Genomic DNA, 22,984 nt, shown 5'->3' with positions numbered 1-22,984 from the left:
GTGTATCACGGTAATCGGTTGGTATCGACCGGAACGGCGGTTCGGATCATGCGTACAGATCATTTAGAAAATCGGTGAGCACTTCCTCGGCAAGATCATCCGGGATGGCATCCAGCACCGTATTCAGCAGCGCCATCCTTTCCGGGAGTCTGGTGCCGTCAATGCCGAGCATTGCGGCAAGTTCCTTCAGCGGGGCTTCGCCGGGTTGCGCAAGTAGCGCGTCGATATTGGTGCGAATCTCATTCGCATCGATGGGGTTTGGGTCCTTCTTGACGGCGGCAACGGCGTCCCTCAGCGCCGCGAGGAATTCGTCAACCACCGTGGCGGAGTTCTGGGTGACGGTAATATGCAGGTTTGCCGGCAGGCCCTCGATTGAGAATTGTGGTTGCAGATACCAGCCGCGCAGTTTCATTTCGTCCGCGAGTTGGAAGATGTTGAACTCGCCGGAGGCGATCGAGAACATGCACATGTCCGGCTTGCCGAGGACGCGCAACCCGTCGATTTGACTGATTCCGTCGATCATGCGTGCGGTCGTGTCCATAACTCCGCGGACAACACGCGCATACCCCTCCTCGCCGAGGTAATGAAGCACTGCCCAGGCGCCCGCCATCGGACCGCCGGACTTTGTGCTGAGGATCGTCGGGTTGATAAGGGCGTATGTGGTCGAGGCCGCGCACGCGAAAAGTTGGTGACGGCGCAACTCCTTGTTGCGGTACATGACGATGCTCGCGCCCTTGGGGCTGTACCCGTACTTGTGCATGTCCGCAGATATGGACGTTACGCCCGGTACAGTAAAATCGAACGCGGGAAGCGCATAGCCCATGCGGCGCATGAGGCTGAGGTGGATTCCGCCGACGCAACCGTCCACGTGACAAAGCAGCCCTTTCTCCTGTGCGAGCGCGGCGATGTCTTCGATAGGGTCGATCGCGCCATGCGCGTAGCCTGGCGCGGAGCCGACAAGGAGAATCGTGTTATCCGTAATTCGCGCGCGCATGGCGTCTACGTCGGCCAAGTAAGACGACGCGTTCACGGGCGCCACATTGATCGTCAGGCCGAAGTACGCGGCAGCTTTGTGAAACGCGGCGTGGGCGGTGCGCGGCACGACGAATTCGGGTTGCTTGATGTGCGGCTTGTGCACCCGCGCCCAGTCGCGCGCGGCTTTCACCGCAAGCAAAATGCTCTCGGTGCCGCCTGATGTAAAGGAACCGACTACGTTCTTGTCGCCGCGCAAGAGGTCGATGACCATGCGGACGACATCGGATTCCAGCTTAACGACGCTCGGAAAACTCGTCGGATCGAGCGCATTCTCAGTGAGGTACATGAGGTACGCGGCTTTGGCTACGTCGTCAACCTCGGCGCCGGGATCGTACGTGTAGGCCAGTACACGCCCGGAGCGCCACGCGAGATCGTTTTGCTTGAACGACTCGAGCATCTGTAGGATTTCAGACTTGGGCAGGCCCTTTGCGGGTATCTGCATGACGGTGTTCCCCTCGGATGAGGCCGCGTACTCCCTCGCGGCAAAGACGGGTAGTATGCGGCGCGAGTGGAAGACCTTCAAGCCTGACCGCACGACAACTTTTCCGGCTGAAGTGCGTTGGCAAAGTGCAACGTCTGCGAGACGCATATTTCGTCTCACATTTTGATTGCCTAACTTCACCGTAGTCCGTGGTTGGCGCGGTTTACCGCGGGCTGGACAGGAGCACGATTGGGGATTCGACTCGAGACGGTCAACACCACCTTCTGGATTGCGGTCGCGTCTGCCAGTTTTGTCGTGACCGCGGGCTGTTCGCGCGATCACGGAGGGGCGCTGCGCGTCACTGGAACGATAGAAGGCACGACAATTGGAGTTGGCTCGCGCGTAGGCGGCCGGGTCGCGGACATCGCAGTAAAGGAAGGCGATTCGGTAACGGCCGGTCAGGTGCTGTTAAAGCTCGAGTGTGGTGAGCAGGAAGCGGCTCTTTCCGCCGCAAAGGCCAAGCTGGCGCAGGCGCAGGCCACGCTGCAACGTCTGGAGACCGGCGCGCGACCCGAGGAACTCGCACAGGCGGAAGCCGCCGCGGCTGCCACGGAAGCGGCGTACATGATGGCGCTGAATGGCGCGCGCTCCGAGGAGATCGAAGCGGCCCGCGCCATGGCGGGCGCAGCGAAAGCCCAACTGGATACGGCGCAGTCCGACTTCACGCGCATAAAGAAACTGCGGGAAGGCAGTGCCGTTTCGCAGCAGGCGTACGACCAGGCATTCCACCAATTGGAGGCGGCGCAGAGCCAGCATAAAGCCGCGAAAGAGCAGTTGGACCTGTTGGCTAACGGTACGCGCAACGAGCAGATCGAAATGGCGAAGGCCGAACGCGACCGCGCCGCCGCCGCGTTCGACCTGCTGAAGAATGGCACCCGCAAGGAAGATATCGACGCGGCACGCGCGGCGTGCGACGCGGCCCAGGCCGAAATTCTTCGCGCGGAAACGCTGTTGAACGAGATGACTGTGAAGTCCCCGCGCGCGGCCGTTGTGCAGTCGTTTGATGTCCACCCGGGCGATCTTGTGCAGCCCGGGCCGGTGCTTCAGTTGACAGACCCGGAAGACCTGAAACTCGTGGTATATGTCAGCGCGCTGGCATTGGGACACCTGGGACTCGGCGAGGAAGTGACGTTTACCACCGACGCGCACGGCAGCGAAACCTTCAAGGGCAAGATCAGCTTCATTGCGACCGAAGGCGAGTTCACTCCGAGAAATCTTCAGACCGAAGAGGAACGCGTGCAGCAGGTGTTTGGGGTGAAGGTGGCGTTCGATTCGCACGGCGGGAAACTTCGGCCCGGCATGGCGGCGATGGTCCGAATGCCATTGGCCCATGAGTGAGGCGCCTTGGAACCCAATCTGGCGATATCCACGCGCGACCTGACGCGGCGCTTCGGCAGCTTCACCGCCGTGGATTCCGCAAACGTCGAGGTTGAGCGCGGCAGCATCTACGGCCTGCTCGGGCCGAACGGTTCCGGCAAGACGACGCTTATCCGCATGTTGTGCGGATTACTTCGCCCGACCTCCGGCAACGCGACCGTGATGGGGTTCGACCTCGCGCACGACACCGATCGGATCAAGCACGAAATTGGGTACATGTCGCAGCAATTCAGCTTGTACGGCGATCTTTCCGTGATGGAGAACCTTCGGTTCTACACGCGCGTCTACTCGGTCCCGCGGTCGCGCGCCGCGCAACGGATCGAAGATGTTGTTGAACTAACCGGGATTCACAATTACCGCAATCGGCTCGCGCGGCAGCTCTCGGGCGGGTGGCGCCAGCGGCTTGCGCTAGCGTGCGCGCTGGTGCACGAGCCGAAACTGCTTTTTCTCGACGAGCCCACGGCGGGCATCGATCCGGTCGCGCGGCGGGCGCTGTGGAACTTGCTGTTCGAGCTGAGCAATCGAGGGCATACGTTCTTCGTAACGACTCACTACATGGATGAGGCGGAACGGTGCACGCACGTCGGCTACATCTATTTCTCGCGCATGATCGCGAACGGCACGCCCGGCGACTTGAAGGAGATGCCGGCCGTGACACCCGCCGGTCTTGAACGCATGCGCGTGATGTGCGACCGCCAACCGCAGGCCATGGGCTACATCAATGCGCTCGAGTACGTGCGCGACGCGACGATCTTCGGCGATTCGCTGCACGTGCTCGCGGAGGAGGGATCGGGCGAACGGTTGCGCGCGGCCCTCATCGACCGGGGATTCGGCCACGTTCACGTGGACACGATCCCGCCGTCGCTGGAGGACGTCTTCGTCACGCTGACGCGCACCATGGATGAGGCCCGCAGTGTTTAGGGGATTCAATGCAATCGTCTACAAGGAGACGATTCACATTCTGCGCGATCCGAAAACGCTGCTGCTCATGTTGGTGATCCCCGGCATTCAATTGACCATCTTTGGCTACGCGATCCAGATGGATGTGAAGCACATCCCGACGGCGTACTACAACCTCGATGGCCGCGAGGCGAGCCGCGAGCTGCTCGATAGTTTCGAGAATACCGGTTACTTCGATTTCGTGGGCCAAGCCTTTTCCGATGACGAGCTAACCGGAATGATCGTCGATGGCCACGCCAAGGTCGGGGTGAAAATCCCGCCGGATTACTCGGATTCCGTCGCACTGGGCCGGCGTGCCGAAGTGCAGGTGCTGATCGACGGCAGCGATTCGACGGTGGCGATGCAGGCGCTAAACGTGTCGAACGCGATCGCGCTGCGAAAGTCGTTCACGGCGATTCAGGAACGTTTTCCCGGAAGGTCGCAACCGATCGAGTCGCGTCCGCGAGTGCTGTTCAATCCGGACATGAAGACGGCAAACTTTATGGTCCCCGGGCTAATTGGAATCGTGATGCAGGTGGTGACGATGTTTCTTACCGCGTTCGCCGTGGTGCGCGAGAAGGAGAACGGGACCCTCGAGCAGCTTATGGTGACGCCGGTGTCGCGGCTGGGGCTGCTTGGCGGCAAGCTGATGCCGTATGCATGTATTGGCGCGTTTGAAGTGTGCATGGTGGTCCTGCTGATGCGCTTTCTCTTTCAAGTACCCATTGCAGGGAGTCTGGCGCTGCTCGCCGGTTTTTCGGTCTTGTTCCTCGTAACCTCACTGGGACTGGGCCTGATGATTTCAACCATCGCAAGCAATCAGGTGCAGGCGATTCAGATTGCCTTCCTGGTTATGCTGCCTTCCGTTCTGTTGTCTGGCTTTATGTTTCCGCAGGAGTCCATGCCTGCGCCGATCTGGGCAATCGGCCAGGCCTTGCCGGTTACGTACTTCATCAGAATCCTTCGGGGCATCATTTTGCGCGACGCGGGGTTCATGCAGTTGTGGCCGCAGGGAATTGGGCTCATCGTCATTGCGAGTGTCCTGCTTACTGTAAGCGCCGGCCGCTTCCGCAAGACGCTCGGGTAAGCCGCACGCCTACACCTGACCTACCCAATCTGGATCTGCGACTTCGTCCCATCGGGCGCGGATCGCGTCGATTTCCGATGGTGAGAGAGGTCCCGCTTCAAGCAAGCCGGCGTTTTGCTTCCAACGTCCGGGCTGTTTTGTCCCGACGATGGCCGTGTGAACGCCGGGCTGGCTCAATGAAAAGCGCAAGGCAACGCTCACGGCGGTATCGATATCCAAGCGCAGGAAATCGTACTGAAGGACCTGCAACCGCTCCCAATACACGTGATGGTACGCGTTCTCCGGTTTCGCTCCGGTTTTCCATGCCGCGTTGGCGATGGGCCGCTTCGCGATGACCCCCATGTTCTTTTCGTGCGCCATTGGCAGGTTCTCGCGCAATACCTGTTGGTCGGCGATGTTGATCGAAGTTTGCAGCGTGTCAAACGCTCCCGTGCCGATTGCGTACTTGGCGGCTGCACCGTCGCCGCTGTAGCCGATGTACCTTGCATAACCTCGGTCGCGCGCATGTTGCACGGCGGCGATCACGTCGCCTTGACGCAAAATGGGTTCGGAACAAGAATGCAATTGGATCAAGTCGAGCCGGTCCGTGCGCAGGCGCTTCAGGCTGTTTTCAATATGTGAGAGGATCGTCCCCGGCGTCCACTCCTCCTCGCTGGAGTTCCCCGACCAACCGCATTTCGAGAACAAGTAGTAGTCGTCGCGGCGGCCCGAAACGGCCTTGCCGATCATCTCCTCGCTATTCATGTAGCCCGCCGCGGTGTCGATGACGTTCAGACCCGCGTCGAGCGCTTGATTGAGCAGATCGGCCACGTCATTCTCGGTCGCGCCTTCAAAGCCGATCTCCGCCCCGCCAAATCCGAGCACGCTGACCAACATATCCGTGTTGCCAAGTTTCCGTTTCTCCAATGTCAGGCTCCTTTTGATTCAAAAACTAAACTGTGGTAGCGGACGAGTCAATGTGGGCGTTCATTCGGTGTCCGGTTTGCGCCGCATTGCTTTGGTTTCGCCGCGTTGGCGTTTGGCTTCAACGCGGCGCTTCTTTGCGGCCTTCGTCACCTTGACGGGTATGCGCGGTTTGGGTTTGCGGCGGCGCGCCGCCAGCCGGCGTTGGAGTTCTTCCAGGGCGGCTTCCTTGTTCCGCAGTTGGGAGCGTTCGGCAGTCGCAACGACAACGATGCCCGTCGGAATATGCCGCACGCGAACGGCAGATTCCGTGGTGTTCTTGTGCTGCCCTCCGGGACCGCTGCTGCGGTAGAAGGTGATTTCAATTTCGTCGTCGCGAAGCATGGGGAAATATCACTGGATTCTTGCGATTTCAACAGCGCTAAAGGGCCGCTCCCGAAGCCGGTAATCGCTGGTGAGAAACCATCTCTCATATTGGGGATTCAACTTAAGTACCAACGCCGTGCACACTCCATAGCCGAGGGCAACCGCGATCGGCACAAGCCCAGTGAGCTTCAAACCGAGCGTTACCGTTCCCCACGCGACCGAACCGACCACGAACGGCACGAGCCAGATTCGATCATAGCTCAAGATCACGAACCTGCGCGTCGCAATTCTTCCCAACAAGGAAATAGGAGGCGCACAAGTGTGAAAGTAGAAGAGTGAGAATATGAAAGTGAAAGCAAAGGGAATGGCGGCGAATCGTGCGGTATAGACATGCGTGGGCGCGGCGTCCTCCTGCGAGAAGGAATGAACTGAGTTGTACGCGTGTAGTATCGCGAAGGTGTAGAGTGCCACCGAAGCGGAAGCTATCCAGGGAGACTGCCGTACGAATGTTCGCCAGGAAGTTCTTGGAGCCAGTATAGTCAATGGCCAACCCAACATATTTAAGCCGGGACCGTCGAATAAGCCGCCTGTAGCTCTGTCCTGAGGCGTGAAACTCTGGTTCAAATAACGGCGAAGGTCAAATGCCTGGGTGTCATTGAAAGGGACTTCTCGAAGGCACTTCGCGTTGGGCCAATGTACTGTCAAGTACGCGAGAATCGACATCAGGCAACAGAACACTGGTTGCGACAGGTAGACAATCGGGCCGCTCAGCGCCATGAGTGCCCAAGTCGCGGCATTATGGTCGCCCGCCCCGTTCAGCGTTACGGCGGACAGCAACGTATAGGTGCAAAAGAACAAGGCTACTGGATACAGGGGACTCGCAAATGGAGACTGGATCGCGAGCGCGGAGATCAGTGCGACCCAGATGGCATCCAGACTTGTCAAGCGGACCGGGCCGGTAGGTGAATCTACTCGACCGTCCCATGGCGTGGCACGGAGCCACGCCAAATGCTCGGGATCCCAGAGGGGGTGAAAAGCGGCCACGCGATTCCACGCGTAGAGTAACGCGAGCACACATGCAGCGACGGCCCATGCAAGACCGGCGAATTGTCGAAGAGCGCGGGTCTCCTCCAGCGTGTACGAAAGGTTTAGCGCCCAAGCTTGGTAGCGCGTGTAACCCTCGATCAGTATGGATGCAATGAGCAGCATGCAGCAGAGCAGCCGCGAGATTGAGCCTCTTGGTAGCAGGAGAAAGAACGCGCGAATCATGGTTTGCGGCTCCGTAAGTAATCGTCGAGACGGGCGACGCTTTCCGGATTCAAGAGTTGTTGGAGGACTTGCTCGAGCGACTGTCCGCCAATTTGCTGCAACAGCGCCTTCGGGGTGTCGTACGCGACAATTGCTCCGTCGCGCAAAACTGCGATACGGTCGGCTATTTCATCGACAAGTTCCGGCACAGGTGTAGCGAGGAGGATCGTGTAATCATCTCCTTCGCGGAGTTTCAGAAGTATTTGCTTCAATGCAAGCAGCGCGGCGGGGTCGAGTCCGCCGGAGAAGGGTTCGTCCATGACCAAGATCGGGGCCTCACTGATAAGCGCGCCACAGATCGCAATTTTCTTCTGTTGTCCGGTCGAGTATGACGCCATTGGGCTATCGCCCTGCGCGGTCAGGTCGAAAACGCCGAGCAGTTGGTCGATGTGCTCAAAACGGCGGTTGAAATCGATTTCGTAAAGCTCGCCAATTGCGAGGAGGTATTCGCGACCTGTCCGGATTCTCGGCAGCCAGGGATTATTCGGCAAGTAAAACACTTGTTTGCGGATGGCCCGTTCGGCTTCGACGCTGCTTTTGCGTCGCTTGCCGTCAATTTCGACATACCCCTCTTGCGGTGTAAGCATCGCGGCAATCGAGGCAAGCAGGGTACTCTTCCCCATGCCGTTCGGGCCCATGAGGACGACAAGTTCGCCCTTTTTGACCTCCAAACTAACTCCACGGAGTACGGGGCGAACGCCATAGTGCTGAACGAGATTGACGACGTTAATCACGGTTTGCCAATCACTCGACCCATGTATGGGAGTCCACTCGGAAGGAATGGCAGAAACTCCCAAACTATCCAATAAGCATGCGCATTCCCCGGCATTATTTCCAACTTCTTGGTTGACAGCGCGTTGCAACTGTCGCGCGGCCCTGTTAAAGTCCTTGGGCGCTTGCGGGGAACGAGGGACTTTCGATGAAGGGCATCATATTGGCGGGCGGTTCGGGTACGCGGCTGCACCCGATTACGTTGGCGGTGAGCAAACAACTCATGCCGATATACGACAAGCCGATGATTTATTACCCGCTGTCCACTTTGATCATGGCGGGGATTCGAGACATCTTGATCATTTCGACCCCGCACGACTTGCCCCTCTTTCGCAACCTCCTGGGCGACGGAAGCCGGATTGGCATTAACTTGAGCTATGCGGTGCAGGACGTACCGAACGGACTGGCGCAGGCGTTTGTCATCGGCGAGAAGTTCGTGGGCGGCGACAAGGCGGCGCTGATTCTCGGCGACAATATTTTCTACGGCACGGGCCTGGATACGCTGCTGCAAGCGAACAACGACCCCGAAGGCGGCGTAGTGTACGCGTACCACGTTTCTGATCCGGAGCGGTACGGCGTGGTCGAGTTCGATGCGCAGAACCGGGCGATTTCCATCGAGGAAAAGCCCCAGCAGCCGAAGTCGAGCTATGCCGTGCCGGGCCTGTATTTCTATGACAATACGGTCGTCGAGATTGCCAAGGCGTTGAAGCCGAGCGCGCGCGGCGAGTATGAAATCACCGACGTAAACAAGGAATATTTGAAGCGCGGAAAGTTGAGCGTTGCAATCCTCGATCGGGGCACGGCGTGGCTTGACACGGGGACATTTGCGTCCTTGATGCAGGCGGCGCAGTTCGTGCAAGTGATCGAGGAACGGCAGGGCCAAAAAATCGGGTGTATCGAAGAAGCCGCTTACCGGATGGGGTTCATTTCCGACCTCGAACTGCGCGGCTTGGCGGAGCCGCTGCTGAAGAGCGGATATGGAAAGTATCTGATTAGCTTGCTGGACTGAGCGGGCCGCGTTGCGGCGATATGCAGCCAGTGTTCCCATTTGCACGCAGCACCTCCAGCATCCCGCGATTCTGCTACACTCAGGGCTTGGGAGGGTGCATCCATGTTTAGGAAGATTGTTGCCGGTATCGCTGTGTCCATACTCGTGTGCGCCGCGCGCGCCGAAGGCCCACCGCTGCCATTCTTGGAAGTTGGTGCATACGATCAAGAAGTCAGCCGCAGATACGGCACCGAACACGGCTTACCGGATGCAGATGTGCGCTGCCTGGCTGTTACACCGGACGGGCGTATCGTCGCAGGGACCTCGCGCGGAATGGCGCTCTTCGACACCGAAAATGACGTCTGGAAACCGGCGAAAGAAGTTGAAGGACTCGCGTTTGTAGCCGCTTCTCACTCGCTCGCAGCGACGGAAGCGACGATTTATCGGATATCCGCGGACGGAGTCACGAAGCTGCTAAGCGTCCCGGCCGATGTCGGAAAGATCACCTGCCTCTTGGGCGGGCCAGAAGTCGGCACTGGTTTCGTTGGAACGACGACTGGCCTCTTGCGATTCGAGAATTCAGTGTGCGAACCGATCGAGAACCTGTCCCCGCTTATCGGCGATCGCCCGGCGATCCGATCGATCGCGGTGACAGCGCCCGCGATGGACCTGGCCGTCGCAACAGACGGCGGATTGTTTATCGGCGCGAATTTGGGTAGGAGTTGGGCACGCGTCGTACCGCGCGACGGCGTCAAGAGTTGGGACCTGGTAGACGTGCGAGGCGCAGGTGGCGGACGCGACAACGCGTTGTGGTTTGCCTCGCCCCAAGGCATCGGAGTGACATCCGGCAGCGGTTCCCGTTTGTTCACGATTTGCGATGGATTGCCTTATGACGACTTTACGTGTGTCGCCCCGCGGGTGGGCGACGTAGTGTGGTTCGGTACGAAGATGGGCGCGATATCGTTTGACGGACATACCTGGGGCTACCGCCAGGCCGGTCGCTGGTTGCCTGGGAACGACGTTCGCGCGATCGCCGTTGACGCGAAAGGCGCGGCATGGTTCGCGACGGACAAAGGCGTCGGTGTGATCGAACGCGTGCCGATGACCTTGAAAGACAAGGCAAAGCGGTTCGAGGACCAGATCGACAAGTACCACCGGCGAACGCCGTACGAATTCGTGTTGTCAGTGTCCCTCGACAAGCCGGGCGATCTCGAAGGCGGATTCAAACAACACGACAGCGACAACGACGGTTTGTGGACCAGCATGTACGGCGCGGGCGAATGCTTCGCGTACGCTGCGACCGGCGATCCCAAGGCTAAAGCGCGCGCGAAAAAGGCCTTTGACGCCATGCACTTCCTTGGTCAAGTCACGCAAGGCGGGGAACTATCTCCACCCAAGGGGTTCGTGGCGCGCAGCATCATGCCCACGGACGGACCGGATCCGAATGCCGGGCGCGACGACGTTAAGAAACAGCGCGAACAAGACAAACTCTGGAAGACGCACGCGCCGTGGTGGCCGAAGAGCAAGGACGGGAAGTGGTATTGGAAGTCCGACACCAGTTCGGACGAACTCGACGGACATTATTTCTTCTATGCGGCTTATTACGATCTTGTGGCCGATACCGCGGAAGAGAAAGCGCGCGTGCGCGAACACGTCCTCGCGCTGACGGACCATTTGATCGAGCACGATTTCGATCTCGTCGACTACGACGGAAAACCCACGCGCTGGGCGCGGTACAGTCCGAAGAATTGGGACGACGTTGCATCGTGGTGGGCGGGCCGCGGCCTGAATTCGTTGAGCATCATTTCCTATTTGCGGGTGGCGCAACATATCAGCGGCGGTGACAGAAAATATGCCGATGCATACGAATACCTCGTGAACGAACACCAGTATGCGACGAATATCATGGTCCCGAAGTGGCAGTTGTGCCCGGGTTGCGGCAACCAGTCCGACGACGAAATGGGTTTCATGAGTTTTTACAACCTCATGAAATACGAGACGGACCCGCAACGGAAACAGGACTTCGCATTCGCGTTCTTCAACTATTGGATGATCGAGGAACCGGAATTGAATCCGCTGTTTAATTTCATGTACGCGGCGCAGTGCTGGGGCCTGCGCCACGTCAACCCCTTCGGCACGACGGAACTGACTCCGGAAGGTCCCTGGTTGGAGCATTCGATCGACACGCTGAAACGGTATCCGCTTGACCGCATCGAGTGGGGCGTGAAGAACAGTCATCGAAAGGACATCGTACCGCTGCGGACCCACACGCGCGAAGGAAAAGAGGCGCGCGGCCGCGGACATCGCCTTTCGGGATACGTGCTACCTATAGACGAGCGTGAAGTCGAGCACTGGAACGTCGATCCCTGGGCCTTGGACTACTCCGGCGGCGGCGGCACGTTGATGGACCCGCAATCGTTTCTCTTGCCGTACTACATGGGCCTATACCACGGATTTATCGTGGAGAAGTAGCACCCGGGAGTAGGTTCCGTCTCGCGGCGTACCCAATTGATGCGGAATCGATATAGCATTGAGGCAAATTTGCACTGACAACAGCTTATGCAGATGTTAGACTAATCGCGGAAAGTGTGAGTTTCCGAGCCGGGAACTTACGGCGCACAGCGGGGATCATTTTGAGACGGGGACCTCATCATGATCGAGCGTTTCCACGATCCCACTCGGGCAATCGCGTACCTGTGCGAAGCGATGCGCCATCAAGGCGCGGACGACAAGGTGCTCGTTACGTCCTACCTTAAGGGCCACAAGCGGGCGCGCACGCACGTGACCGAGTGCATGCATATGGTGCCGGTGCTCGAGCGGTTCTGCGAGCATTTTTCCGAAGCCGTGGCGATTTGGGACCTGCACTATGGTCCATACACCGTTGGCGGCATCCAATGTCACTGTTACCCAAAATTGTGGAAGCTTTGCCCGCAACAGTGCCGAAATCACAAGGAGCGGCCCCTCGTTACCGTTGTCGCGTTCAAGGAAGACCTCGACATCACGGATGAAGAGAGACTTGCCATCTTGACGCTTGTCGAGGAGGAGATAGATCGACAGGCGAGTAATCCCGAGGACCGCATTGGCCGCCATGGCAAGGCCGCGAACATTCACCGCCACTAGCTCCGGCGACGCGGTTGTACTCCGTTGATTTGCCGTCATTGACGGTGCAAGGTGGACACGCGGGCGCGGGCGATTTTGCCTTGTTCGCCCGTTATCGATTAAAATACCGCCTTGCCTACGGGTGCAATTTCGTGCCGGAGTGGTGAAATTGGCAGACACGCACGGTTCAGGTCCGTGTGGGCGCAAGTCCGTGGGGGTTCAAATCCCTTCTCCGGCACCAAGTATTTTCGAGTTGAAGGCCGCGCGACCGTGCGCGGCCTTCGCTTTTTGGGAGGGAATCGCCATGTGCGTGCGGGTGTGTGCGCTGTTTCTGACGGCCGCGGTTTGCGCGATGGCCGACCCGATTAGCAAGATCACTATCAACGGGAAGTTCGGCGATTGGAAGGATGTTCCCTCCCACTTCGATCCCGAAGGCGATCCGCATGACACCGATCATGATCAGCAGGACGATACTCCGATGCTGGTGGACCATCCGGATGTAGACATTCTCGAATACAAGTTTACCCACGACAAAAAGAACCTCTACGGCTATTGGCGCGCGAAGGGCATTATCGGCCGGACGCAGAACGACAGTCAGGGTACGGCGGGCCGGTATTACGTGATTATCACCATCGACGTGGACAACAAGTTGAAGACCGGCTACTGGCTGCACGAGGGCGGCTATTTCCCGACCTCCAAGGGTTATGACATGAACATGGAGGTCGAGTATTACAACGGCGCGTTTAACACCGGCCACTACCTAAACCACGGCTGCCGGAACCAGGAAGAACTCGACCAGGCGATGCTCGAACAGTCGTTCGGCATCGTGATGCCGCGCAAGGGCAGCTACGACTACTATTCGCAATGGGTCTGGTGGGACGAACCGCAGGGGAACTCGGGCGAAATTGTCCTGCCGGACGGCCATAGCACCATCATCTGGGTCGCGGACAGGGGGCCTGTTTACCAGGGCATCATCGAAATCGCGCTTTCGGAGGACGGACATGAGGCGGAGATGAAGGCCCCGTTTCGCGGGTTTATGGCCAAGGCAAACGGCAGCAAGATCATGAAACTCGGCAAGACGATTCGCGTGTCGTTCTCCCTCGAAGCCAGCGGCGAACTCGCCCCCGGCGGCCAGTGGGCATCGGACACTGCAGAGCCGATCACATATACGCTGGACAGGCCGTCGCGCTAGTCGTTCCAGATCGGTTTCATGTGGCCGAAGGCCGCGTGCGCGATCACACTCTCGCCGAAATCCTCGACGCGCACATCGTAACCTTCAGGCGAAAATTCGATGACCTTCGAGATGTTGAGCGTCCCGCTCATGTTCGCCGCGTCATCGGTATATGTCGAGCACGCCAACTCGAATACGGTTTTGTCGATATAGCATGTTGTCGCAACGCTCTTGGCGTTCGACGGGTCGTTCCATTTCGCTTCGATATCGTCCACCTGTATCCCGTCGTACCGGATTCTGTATTGCACCGGTGCCACGCCCGGCGTGCGGGGCGTCATTGTGACGACAACCGAGCCTCCACTCGGTATGCGAAGGGCCATCACTTGTGTCGACATCGATATCGTCGCGATTTCGGTGACGTGGTCCAATGATTTGCCCATTCGCGGACTGCTGCTATCTTTGATTGCTTCCAACCCTTTGATCGGTTTCTGGCGCAGGTAGCCGTCAGATCCGATTGCCAGTGTGCGCGGCAGCGACATGCAGCCGTTCCAGCCGAGGCCTTCCTTGAAGCCGCGCATCCAACCCACAAGCACCGTGGGGCGGTAGTCCTTCGCGTCGCGCGGGCCGTCCGTCCCGAAGTAGATGTTGGAAGCGTAGAACGAGCCATAATCGAGCGTGGACTCTTTCTCCGGTGTGAACGCGAACTTATCGATATCGAACGAACCGACGATGTACTGCAACGGCTTGTACGGCGAATAAATCAGCACCCATTTGCCGTCGAGCGGGAAGAAGTTCGGGCACTCGAAGAACTGTTGTTCGGATTTGGGTTTGCGGTAGAGGATTCCTTTGTACGACCACTTATCGAGTTGCGGCGTTTCGGCTTCGAAAATCGGGATAATCGCTTCGTCCTTTGTGTCCGCGCCGAGGACCATGAAGGTGCGGTTGTTGGACTTGAAGACGAAGGGATCGCGCCAGTCCGGGCCGATTTCGAAGGGGATCGATTTTACATCCAGAATTGGGTTCTTCGGGTGTTTCTCCCATTTAATAAGGTCTGCGTCACCGACAGCGGCCCACTGCTCGTTGGGGCGCTTGTTCTCGCCGCCTGCGACGCTGGTATAGAAGAGCATCGGCACGCCGTCTCCGTTGATCGCCGCGCACCCGGAGAAGACGTGCGCCTCCCCCTTGTCCTCTGACGGCCATAGTGCGATGGGCAAATGTTCCCAATGGACGAGGTCCTTGCTGCGCGCGTGGCCCCAGTGCATATGCCCCCACGTGTCCGCGAACGGGTTGTGTTGATAGAAGACGTGGTAATAGCCGTTGTGGAATATGGTGCCGTTCGGATCGTTCATCCACTGCGCGGGCGGGCGGAAATGGTAAACGGGCCGCGAGCGGTCCTTGGACGCCTTTTCGGTTGCGGCCTGGACGCTTTCGGTCGCTTTCTTGATTGCGGCGTCGCGATACTCATCGGCGCCAGCCGAGATGGCGCACAGCATACCCAGAAACACGCGTGCAGATTTCATCAAGTCTTCCCCGAGTTCAGCCGCTATTAATCAACGCCTTGATGTCGGTTTCCTCGACCGACCCAAAGGGCGCGCGTTGGAGCGGTCGCGTCCGCGCCGTAGCCCCACATGGGCATGGGTTTCTGCGGAGTAATGTCCGAAGTAACGATACCTGCATTGCGCTCTCGCGCTAGGGCGATCGTGATCCGCGCGATTCGGCAACACTCCTCTGGATAACAGGCACTATACCCGCGCGCAGGCCGGCGTTGCCAGCGGCTGAATCAGAAGACCAAGACTTCGATCATTTCCTTGCGCGAAATGCCGGGATGATGGATGACGATATCTTCGGCGGCGTTATCGTTCAGCTTGTACGCGCGCGCGATGCCGAAGGCGGGAACATCGAGCGTGAGATAGGGCTTCGATGAAATGAACTTCGCGTCGCCGCCCGCGTGCAGCATGAGCTTCTGTTTGCCCGCGCCGAACGCCGCGTCCGTCTTGCCGTCGCCGGTGAAGTCCCCCATGCAATAAGCGGATTGTTCCTTACCGTCGGGCGCTTCGATGGTCACACTGGTGGTGAAGTCCGGTTGTGTTCCGAAGCCGGCGCCGTTGTTCACGTAGATTTGCAGGTCCACGCCCAACTTGCGCCACATGAAGAAATTGACGATCGATCGCACGCCAAGCGGAATGTTCACGAAAATGATGTCGAGCTTCTTGTCGCCGTTCACGTCCTTGACGACGGGCGCGGCGAAGGAACCGTTCGATTCGAACTTGGCAGTCGGTTGGTCACCGTATTTCATCGGCCCCTGCGCGAAATAGACCTGCGTCAGCGCCTTCATGTTGATGGTGCCCTGCGTCTGCGTGACAATGAGGTCAGGCAGGCCGTCGCCGTTGAAATCTTCCATGCTGGAGCTCGTGTCCCACTTGTCGCCCAGTTTCACCGGAATTTTGAATCGCTCCTTCTGCTTCCAGTTCGCACCGTATGCGAAATCCGCGTATTCGTCGCTGAGGAATGCGATCGCCTTCGATTTCTCGCCTTCAATTGTGAACGGGTGATACGCGGGAAACTTGTTGCTTACGTACATTCCGCTGCCGGTGCGAACGCCGCTCGATACGTCGCAGCGAATCTGCGCAAGTTCGCCTTGCGGATTGCGCAACGCGAATCCGGTGGGCATTGGCACAAACCATTCGTCAATGCCGTCGCCGTCGATGTCCTGCGCCGTGTCCTTGATGAAGTTGGGTTCGCGGGCGCCACTGGGAAACAATGACATGAACGCGGCCTCGAACACCGGCGCGAGAGTCCCATCGACGAACCCGAACGCGACAAGGCCTTCCGCGCTTGCGGCCGCGATTTCCTTGGGAGGTTTACCGTCGATCTCGACCGGAAACAACACGCTGAGCGAGGAATCGATCGGGACGATGCTCGACGGTGCGCTCGGATAGGCCCCATTCTCGTCCGCGAAAAAGAGCGCGAGGTATTTATTCAGCGGCTCGGAATTCTCATCGCAGCACACGGCGACGATATCGCCCTTGCCGTCGTTGTTCACATCGAGGGCCACGACGTCCCAGACGCTCGCGCCCGCATCGAGCGCATAAATCTTGGGGGCATCGGCTGCGAACAGTGCCATGCCAAGGACAGCTAGCGGCAGCATGGAGTTACTCCAGGAACTATACGAATTTGACTCTAGGACGTTACAGGCAGTTTCGCCAGTATACACAAGAATCGAAGCGTCAACACGCGCTTGAAGGCTTCTATGTATGGGGATATTATCCGCAGCCGAGGGTCTTCGGCTGCATAATTTCTGACGTGGGGTGACGAAATGCCATTCAATCTCAATCGCAGGCAGTTTCTTGGAGTGGGCGCAGCGGCGGCTATGGAGTCCGCATTTGCCACGATGGCCGGTGCGGAGCCTGTCCCGAAGCAAACAATGGGCGATCTTACGTTTGCCTCGGCGTTGGACGCGGCACGAGCCATTCGTAGGGGAGACGTATCTTCCCTTGAACTTACCGACCATATGCTCGAGCGCATCGAAACGCTGAATGGAACGATCAACGCTGTCGTGACGGTATCGGGGGACATGGCGCGCACAATGGCCAAAGCCGCCGATGAAGCAGTTGCGCGGGGCGAATGGTGGGGCCCGTTTCACGGCGTGCCGTGGTTGGTAAAGGACACATTCGAAGTGAAGGGTCTGAAAACCACGGCGGGCGCGGTCGAACTCGCGAACTACATCTCCGCCATCGACGCGGTCACCGTCACGCGAATGCACCACGCCGGCGCGGTGTGCCTCGGAAAGTCGAATGTGCCGTTGTACGCGGCGGACATGCAAACGTTCAACAAAGTCTTCGGAACGACGAACAATCCTTGGGACACATCGCGCTCACCCGGGGGATCAACGGGCGGTGGCGCCGCGGCGTTAGCCGCGGGTTTGTGTTACGCCGCATTGGGCAGCGACATCGGCGGTTCGATACGCAATCCCGCCAACTTCTGCGGTGTATACGGCCATAAGCCGACGTATGGCGTCGTGCCCACGCGCGGCGAATTGGCGTCGTTACCGGGCGGGCAGCCGTATCCACCGGATCAACTTTCGGTAGCGGGGCCATTGGCGCGAAGTGCGGCAGACCTGATGGCGATGATGCAGGTAATGGGTGGACCGGACGGGCCGGATTCCACGGCCTATTCGTGGAAGTTGGCGGCGCCGCGCGGCGCACGCTTGAAAGACTACCGCGTAGGGTATGTGCTCGACGACCCGCGTTGCCCCGTTTGCCCTGAAGTAGTTGTGAAACTGCAAGAGGCGATTGACGCCCTGCGCGGCGCGGGCGTTCAACTCGAGGAGGGATGGCCGGAGGGCATCGATCCGCAGGCGCAGTATGTCACCTACGCGTATTTGTTGTTGTGCAGCTACGCGGAACGGTTGCCGGAGGAAGATTTTCAAAAGATGCGTCCGTTGGCCAAGAGCAACAACCCCAACCTGCTTGTCATGCGCGCGAAGGCATTCACGGACCCGCACGTTGAATTCGTCAACGCGTGCCGCGACCAGCTCATTCATCGTGCGGCCTGGCACCACTATTTCAAGACGCACGATGCGTTTCTATTGCCGACTGCGTTCACCACTGCATTCGAACACGTCCAGACCGAACCGTTGGAAATGCGCGCGATCGACACCTCGTTGGGCAGGCGCGCATATACGGACCTTCTGTATTACATTTCCTTCGCGACGATGACGGGGTGTCCCGCAACGGTCGCACCGCTGGGCGTGGCAGGAAACAGCCTGCCGGTTGGCATTCAAATTATGGGCCCATACATGGAAGACGCGACCCCGATCGCATTGGCGGGACATTTGGGCGAAGTGTTCGGTGGCTTCACGCCACCCCCGGGCTACGAGTAGATAGGCGTAGGCCTGTCAGGCATGTGCGCCATGCTTTATGGCATCAGCGGGTGTTTCGTCGCGGAAGGTCCAGACGCGTCCGCATAGCGCGTCGTTTACGACGAGTGGTTGCGAAGTCCGGACGAAGATACGGCCGTCGCGAAACCGAAGCGTATCCGTCGATGTCCGGAACGACTTGTACAGTTCACGCACCTTCGCGATGAAGTCGTCGGGCTGCTCCAATTGATCGAGCACAAAACTGAGCAGTTCGTTATCGTCGGCGGCTTCCATCAAATCGGGCGGGATATGCCACATCTTCTCGAATCGGCGGTTGGCGAAGATGACCTGTCCGCACTCGCCGACCGCGAGAATTCCGTCATCGGCGGAATTCAGCGTCGCGTGCAACACCTGCTCCTTGCGTTCGAGCACCTGTATGCGCGCCTCGAGTTCGGCGACTCGTGCGCGCAACTCCGCAACTTCCGAATGTGTCGGAATCGTATTTGGGTTTGGTTCTCCCGGCATGGACCGCTCCGGCTCGTCTTCGCGAGCGTAACGACGCTCCCACCCCCATACCCAGTATGTAAGGCCGATTCAGAGGATTCAACACGGGTTATCGCGTGAAAGCGACGTTTGCGAACGAGACGATACCGCCGGCGGGATCGTGCGCGTAGTCGTAGTGAAGTAGTTTTCCGGTAGACACATCGCCATCCACACACTTCAACGCCGCATAGATGCAATTGAGCCCGCAGACCCTGCGCGCGTTCTCGTCCTTCGTGACCGACGCGTACCAGGATTCCGGATTGGGCGCGACCAGGTGGGCGATGTCCTCATTGTCGCGCTTGCGCACATCGGCGAGCACGGCGTCGTCGATATCGAAGGGATCGCCGAACCTCTTGCCCACGTGCGCAAGGTCCGCGCCTGCGATAATAGTAACGCGCCGCCCCGACCGGCACGCGACCTCACGGCACACGCGAAGGTACTCGTCCACCTCGCGCGCGAGCGTGCCAGTCGCAAGCCCCTCCTCGGACATAAAAGGCCCGCAGAGTACGGGGACAATCTTCACGCCGCTCCCGTAGAGATGCGCAAGCATCACCGCCTGGAACTCGATCGAATGCTCTGTGCGATGCACAATCTCCGCTTCGTAGGGGTCCCAATCGCATTGCGCCGCAATCTGATCGACAAGGTCCAGGTCAGATTCGACCGTTCCGAGCGGCGTTTCGAAATGTTTGCGCGTCATGGCGAACGGCGTCGGCGCGCCCGCGTGCGCCACGCCAAACACGAATACGGTGTCTGGTTTTTCCGACTCGGCCATGCGCAAATAACCGTGTGCATACGAATGCCCGCCGCGCTCGAAATCGATATGCGGGACAATCAGGCACGGCAGGTGATCGCCGGACGCCGGGCCCGAACCGGGCAATATGCCGGGAGCGCCTTCGCGCGAATACATTGCGTCGAGGTACGCGCGCAATTCCGCTCCATCGCCGGGATACGATTTGCCCGCAAGATAGGCCGCCCGCGCGGGCGCGTTTTGAAACGATTCGATGAGGCTGTTTCGAAGCCCAAGATACTTTTCCGTGAGCAGGAACCCGTGCTCGTCCAAGGTCTCGACGACGCGTTCGATGTCTTCGCCCCGAATGATCCGCCCACCGGATGCGTTACTGAATAGGTATTGAATGTCCGAGATTTCGTTCTCCCCATTCAGGTGCGCGGCGATGAAGAACGCAAGCGGGGTTAGTACAAGCGGGTCCTCGACGAAACCCTCGATATCGCGCAAGACGACGGCGGGCGCGCCATCGAGTTCGATGTGAGCGGCGTCGAGGAAGCGCAATGGCGGGAGCGGCATGGTGCGACGACTATACTCGCACTGCTTCGTAATCGCAATGGCCAACCCCGCAATTCGGCGGAGCGCGTTCGCCCTCGGGCTGTACGCAATTGCGGGGTCAATAACATTGAATTGAAATGGAAAGCCGCATATCCTTCATGCGTTTTTTGGCTAGGCTTGGACGCAGGGGCGCGGTGGGGCCGCGTTACTGCTATGGAGCGGGGTCAATCCATGAATCTCGGGGCAAGCGAATCGAAAATTGTGCGCGCTGAAGTCATCGTTGAATTGAAGGAATGCTGTGCACGCCACCTGCCGGCCATCGTGGCGCAACCGGAAACCGAAACTTCCGTGAAGGCCGCGTTCTCGCTGCTTCAGGATAACGCGGTGCGCTTCGAGGTCCGCGGGCAGGCCGGCGCGGTGTTCAAAGACCTGGCGCCCGCGGTCGTGTCGTATCTGCTGGAAGGCACGTTACACGTCTTTGTTGGATCGGTAACGGGATTCGTTCCTTCCACGAGCACGGGCTATCTTACGATGACCCTTCCGCCGTTTGTGATTCAGCCGGACATGCGCCGCTTCTTCCGTGTACCCCTGATTGACCCCGGCAGGGTCCAGGTGCGAATGGAAGACCAGGGGTACGCCGTCTACGAGCCGCAACTGGTCGACATCAGCGTCGGCGGCATGTTGATCGAGTTTCCGGTGAAAGCCGATCCGCGACTCGACGTCAAGTCGGCGCTAAAGGTCCAGTTGCAGCTCGACGAACAAATCGCGAACTATCTCGCGGAAGTGCGGCACACACGCCCCGGAAAATACGGATTGATGTTCGTCGAAGCGCCCAACGCTCTCGATTCCGTCAAGGAAGAATCCGCGCTGAAAGAAATACTCGCCGCTGTTGAACGGGCCTGGTTAACGCAGGGCCGCTAAAAGCGCCGCTCCGGACTAGCGATCCGTCTGACGGCGGTCGACGAAGACGGAACTTTTGCCCTTGGGCTGGGCCATCTGCCGCGTCTGGGCCAGTACCTCGAACAGCTTCTTTGCGCTTTTGTAGTGTCGGTATTGCGTATGGGCCACGCCGATCGACAAGGCCATAAGCGGATACTTCACTTCACGGTTGTGCTTGTCGGTCGCGACGATGTAGCCGCGCTGGACTTCCTGGGGCGAATAAATCTGGGTGATGCTCTGGTCAAACATCTGCATCAACGAACTGCAGAACCGTTCGTAATCCTCCAAATTCACCAACACCACAAAATGTTCGCCCCCCAAGTGCGCGATGAAGCTTTCGTATAACCCAATGTTATGCGAGAGTTTGGTCAGCAGTTGGGACGTGAATTCGAGGGCGCGCTTCTGGCCCTGCTGCCCGTAAGCCGCGCAGTACGCCTTGAACCCGACGATGTCGATATAGCAACAGGCGATCGCCATTCCGCGCGCGAGCCGGTGGTTGATCTCGCGTTTGATGGCCTCAGTACCCGGAAGGTTGGTCAGCGGATTGTGTTTGGATATGGATTCCTGCAGCGTCGTGAGCGCGCCGAGCTTCTCGGTTAAATGGTCCAGCTTGAACGGCTTGGCCAGAAAATCGTCCGCACCCTGCTCGAGGCCGTGCATGACCTCGGGTTCCTCGCCGAGCGCGGTGAGGATGAGGATACCAATTCGATACAGTTCGGGGTCCTTGCGGAGCCTTCGGCAAATTTGGTACCCCGTGACACCCGGCAGCATGATATCGAGAATCGCCAAGTCCGGGCGCACGTCTTTGGCCTTCTCGAAGGCCCCGTCCCCGGTGTGAATGGTATGGACTTCGTGGCCCTCGGCGCTGAGTTTGGTCTTTATCAGCTCCGCCAGATCAGCATCGTCGTCCACAAGGAGAATTTTGCTCATCAAACCCCCAAACGATATTGGTGTCGGGTCCGCCACCGGCCCAACCCGCGGCCGCATTGCGCGCCCACACCTATATCATAGTCGGAAGTTCGCCGGATCGGCAAGTTGTCAACAAAACAGTTGTGTGTGATAGCGTGTGCTGCGTATACTTTGATTGTCGCTAGACAGGCCCGGCGCGGAACATGCGCCGGGGGGTGCCGAATCCCATAAGGACTTCATCGATGAAACGCGCGTTGCTTGCATTGTGCTGGATCGGGTTGGTCTTTCTTTCTTCGTGTGAGAGGGAGCCTCCTCCCCCACCTACGCCGCCGCCTCCGCCTCCCAAGACGGCGCAGCAACTGCACGGCCAGGTCATGAGCGCCGTGCGCCCGCTCATTAACGGCGCACCCGAAAGCGGAGCGCTGCTAAAGTCGTCGTTGACATCGGAGTTGGGAAAGCTCCGGACGGAAGTCAATGGCGAAGCGGCGCGCTCGCTCGTGGAAACCGAGGTGAAAGACGCGTTGAAAGCGGCGTATGACGGCGAGCGCTGGCAGGAAGTGTTGAACGTGTGTGAAGGGGTCGATGCGATGGACCCCGGCAACGTTCGTGTTGTCCGTTACCGTGAGCGCGCGATCGCCGAAAAGAATAAGCCCCAGGTGACGATGAAAGGTATCTTCCAAATCGAAGGCACGCCGACCGTGTTCTTCGATGTGTATCTACCCGAAACCGGCGTCACGACCGACGCGAAGGTCCGCGAAGGCGAGGAATTTCACGGGTTGATTCTCGAGAAGATTCTCGGCGACAAGGAAGGCGCGCAGCTCAAATATCTGAAAACCGAACAGAGCTTTACCGTGAAAGGTGTGGCGCAGCAATAGCGGCGCCGGATCGCCGGGTCCCGGGATGCCGATAACAGGTATACGGAAGTGAT

General features: G+C 58.9%; 20 protein-coding genes and 1 tRNA gene. 11 read left to right on the top strand and 10 right to left on the bottom strand.

Annotated features, from left to right (window positions below; translation table 11 throughout):
* Positions 1-46 precede the first annotated feature (46 nt).
* A complete protein-coding gene (locus tag HUU46_06900; protein ID NUM53353.1) occupies positions 47-1,477 on the bottom strand; it encodes an aspartate aminotransferase family protein in 1,431 nt (476 codons plus the stop codon).
* A 228-nt stretch (positions 1,478-1,705) separates the two neighbouring features.
* Here HUU46_06900 and HUU46_06895 point away from each other — a divergent pair, with 228 nt between their 5' ends.
* From HUU46_06895 to HUU46_06885, 3 genes are read left to right on the top strand one after another with little or no spacing between them, the layout of a single operon-like run.
* Positions 1,706-2,854: an HlyD family efflux transporter periplasmic adaptor subunit gene (locus HUU46_06895; protein NUM53352.1), complete on the top strand. Its 1,149-nt coding sequence runs from the start codon at positions 1,706-1,708 to the stop codon at positions 2,852-2,854.
* 18 nt (positions 2,855-2,872) lie between these two features.
* Positions 2,873-3,814 (top strand): ABC transporter ATP-binding protein, encoded by a 942-nt coding sequence (locus tag HUU46_06890; protein NUM53351.1) that lies wholly within the window; start codon positions 2,873-2,875, stop codon positions 3,812-3,814.
* Complete coding sequence (locus HUU46_06885) at positions 3,807-4,919, top strand: ABC transporter permease (GenBank protein NUM53350.1); 1,113 nt, start codon at positions 3,807-3,809, stop codon at positions 4,917-4,919. The genes HUU46_06890 and HUU46_06885 overlap by 8 nt, the downstream gene beginning before the upstream one ends.
* A 9-nt stretch (positions 4,920-4,928) precedes the next feature.
* On the opposite strand, the gene HUU46_06880 is transcribed toward HUU46_06885, so the two are convergent.
* From HUU46_06880 to HUU46_06865, 4 genes are read right to left on the bottom strand one after another with little or no spacing between them, the layout of a single operon-like run.
* Positions 4,929-5,825, bottom strand: coding sequence for an aldo/keto reductase (locus HUU46_06880; GenBank protein ID NUM53349.1), 897 nt, complete (start codon positions 5,823-5,825; stop codon positions 4,929-4,931).
* Between the two features lie 60 nt (positions 5,826-5,885).
* Complete coding sequence (locus HUU46_06875) at positions 5,886-6,206, bottom strand: peptide chain release factor-like protein (GenBank protein ID NUM53348.1); 321 nt, start codon at positions 6,204-6,206, stop codon at positions 5,886-5,888.
* 9 nt (positions 6,207-6,215) lie between these two features.
* Positions 6,216-7,457, bottom strand: a complete 1,242-nt coding sequence (locus HUU46_06870; protein ID NUM53347.1) for a hypothetical protein — start codon at positions 7,455-7,457, stop codon at positions 6,216-6,218.
* Entirely contained in the window at positions 7,454-8,167 is a 714-nt protein-coding gene (locus tag HUU46_06865; protein ID NUM53346.1) for an ABC transporter ATP-binding protein, read from the bottom strand. Before HUU46_06865 ends, HUU46_06870 begins: the two co-directional genes overlap by 4 nt.
* Positions 8,168-8,415: 248 nt before the next feature.
* Here HUU46_06865 and rfbA point away from each other — a divergent pair, with 248 nt between their 5' ends.
* From rfbA to HUU46_06840, 5 genes are all read left to right on the top strand, one after another.
* The gene (gene rfbA, locus HUU46_06860) at positions 8,416-9,276 is read left to right on the top strand and encodes a glucose-1-phosphate thymidylyltransferase RfbA (protein ID NUM53345.1); all 861 of its coding nucleotides are present in this window, start codon (positions 8,416-8,418) and stop codon (positions 9,274-9,276) included.
* Between the two features lie 102 nt (positions 9,277-9,378).
* The gene (locus HUU46_06855) at positions 9,379-11,727 is read left to right on the top strand and encodes a hypothetical protein (GenBank protein NUM53344.1); all 2,349 of its coding nucleotides are present in this window, start codon (positions 9,379-9,381) and stop codon (positions 11,725-11,727) included.
* A 180-nt stretch (positions 11,728-11,907) separates the two neighbouring features.
* Positions 11,908-12,375, top strand: a complete 468-nt coding sequence (locus HUU46_06850; GenBank protein ID NUM53343.1) for a hypothetical protein — start codon at positions 11,908-11,910, stop codon at positions 12,373-12,375.
* A gap of 133 nt (positions 12,376-12,508) precedes the next feature.
* A tRNA-Leu gene (locus HUU46_06845) sits at positions 12,509-12,595 on the top strand.
* A 63-nt stretch (positions 12,596-12,658) separates the two neighbouring features.
* Complete coding sequence (locus HUU46_06840) at positions 12,659-13,546, top strand: hypothetical protein (GenBank protein ID NUM53342.1); 888 nt, start codon at positions 12,659-12,661, stop codon at positions 13,544-13,546.
* On the opposite strand, the gene HUU46_06835 is transcribed toward HUU46_06840, so the two are convergent.
* Both HUU46_06835 and HUU46_06830 read right to left on the bottom strand, forming a co-directional pair.
* Positions 13,543-15,045 (bottom strand): glycoside hydrolase family 32 protein, encoded by a 1,503-nt coding sequence (locus HUU46_06835; protein ID NUM53341.1) that lies wholly within the window; start codon positions 15,043-15,045, stop codon positions 13,543-13,545. The two genes, HUU46_06840 and HUU46_06835, sit on opposite strands and share 4 nt — an antisense overlap.
* A 260-nt stretch (positions 15,046-15,305) precedes the next feature.
* Positions 15,306-16,673, bottom strand: a complete 1,368-nt coding sequence (locus HUU46_06830; protein NUM53340.1) for a VCBS repeat-containing protein — start codon at positions 16,671-16,673, stop codon at positions 15,306-15,308.
* 168 nt (positions 16,674-16,841) lie between these two features.
* On the opposite strand from HUU46_06830, the gene HUU46_06825 reads away from it, so the two are divergent.
* Complete coding sequence (locus tag HUU46_06825) at positions 16,842-18,407, top strand: amidase (GenBank protein NUM53339.1); 1,566 nt, start codon at positions 16,842-16,844, stop codon at positions 18,405-18,407.
* A 15-nt stretch (positions 18,408-18,422) separates the two neighbouring features.
* Here HUU46_06825 and HUU46_06820 read toward each other — a convergent pair whose 3' ends face one another.
* Positions 18,423-18,908 carry a PAS domain-containing protein gene (locus HUU46_06820; protein NUM53338.1) on the bottom strand — a complete coding sequence of 162 codons (486 nt, stop codon included), beginning with the start codon at positions 18,906-18,908 and terminating at the stop codon, positions 18,423-18,425.
* Between the two features lie 88 nt (positions 18,909-18,996).
* Positions 18,997-20,229: an AmmeMemoRadiSam system protein B gene (gene amrB, locus HUU46_06815; protein ID NUM53337.1), complete on the bottom strand. Its 1,233-nt coding sequence runs from the start codon at positions 20,227-20,229 to the stop codon at positions 18,997-18,999.
* A 210-nt stretch (positions 20,230-20,439) separates the two neighbouring features.
* Here amrB and HUU46_06810 point away from each other — a divergent pair, with 210 nt between their 5' ends.
* Positions 20,440-21,129: a PilZ domain-containing protein gene (locus tag HUU46_06810; protein ID NUM53336.1), complete on the top strand. Its 690-nt coding sequence runs from the start codon at positions 20,440-20,442 to the stop codon at positions 21,127-21,129.
* 15 nt (positions 21,130-21,144) lie between these two features.
* Here the strand turns inward: HUU46_06810 and HUU46_06805 are convergent, their stop codons facing one another.
* Positions 21,145-22,077, bottom strand: coding sequence for a response regulator (locus HUU46_06805; protein ID NUM53335.1), 933 nt, complete (start codon positions 22,075-22,077; stop codon positions 21,145-21,147).
* A 221-nt stretch (positions 22,078-22,298) separates the two neighbouring features.
* Between HUU46_06805 and HUU46_06800 the strand changes: the two genes are divergently transcribed.
* A complete protein-coding gene (locus HUU46_06800) occupies positions 22,299-22,931 on the top strand; it encodes a hypothetical protein (protein ID NUM53334.1) in 633 nt (210 codons plus the stop codon).
* Positions 22,932-22,984 lie beyond the last annotated feature (53 nt).

It is taken from the genome of Candidatus Hydrogenedentota bacterium (assembly GCA_013359265.1).
In the GTDB taxonomy this organism is placed as follows: domain Bacteria; phylum Hydrogenedentota; class Hydrogenedentia; order Hydrogenedentales; family SLHB01; genus JABWCD01.
The sequence above is the reverse complement of the archived record's forward strand: the minus strand, read 5'-3'. Positions and strand labels throughout refer to the sequence as shown.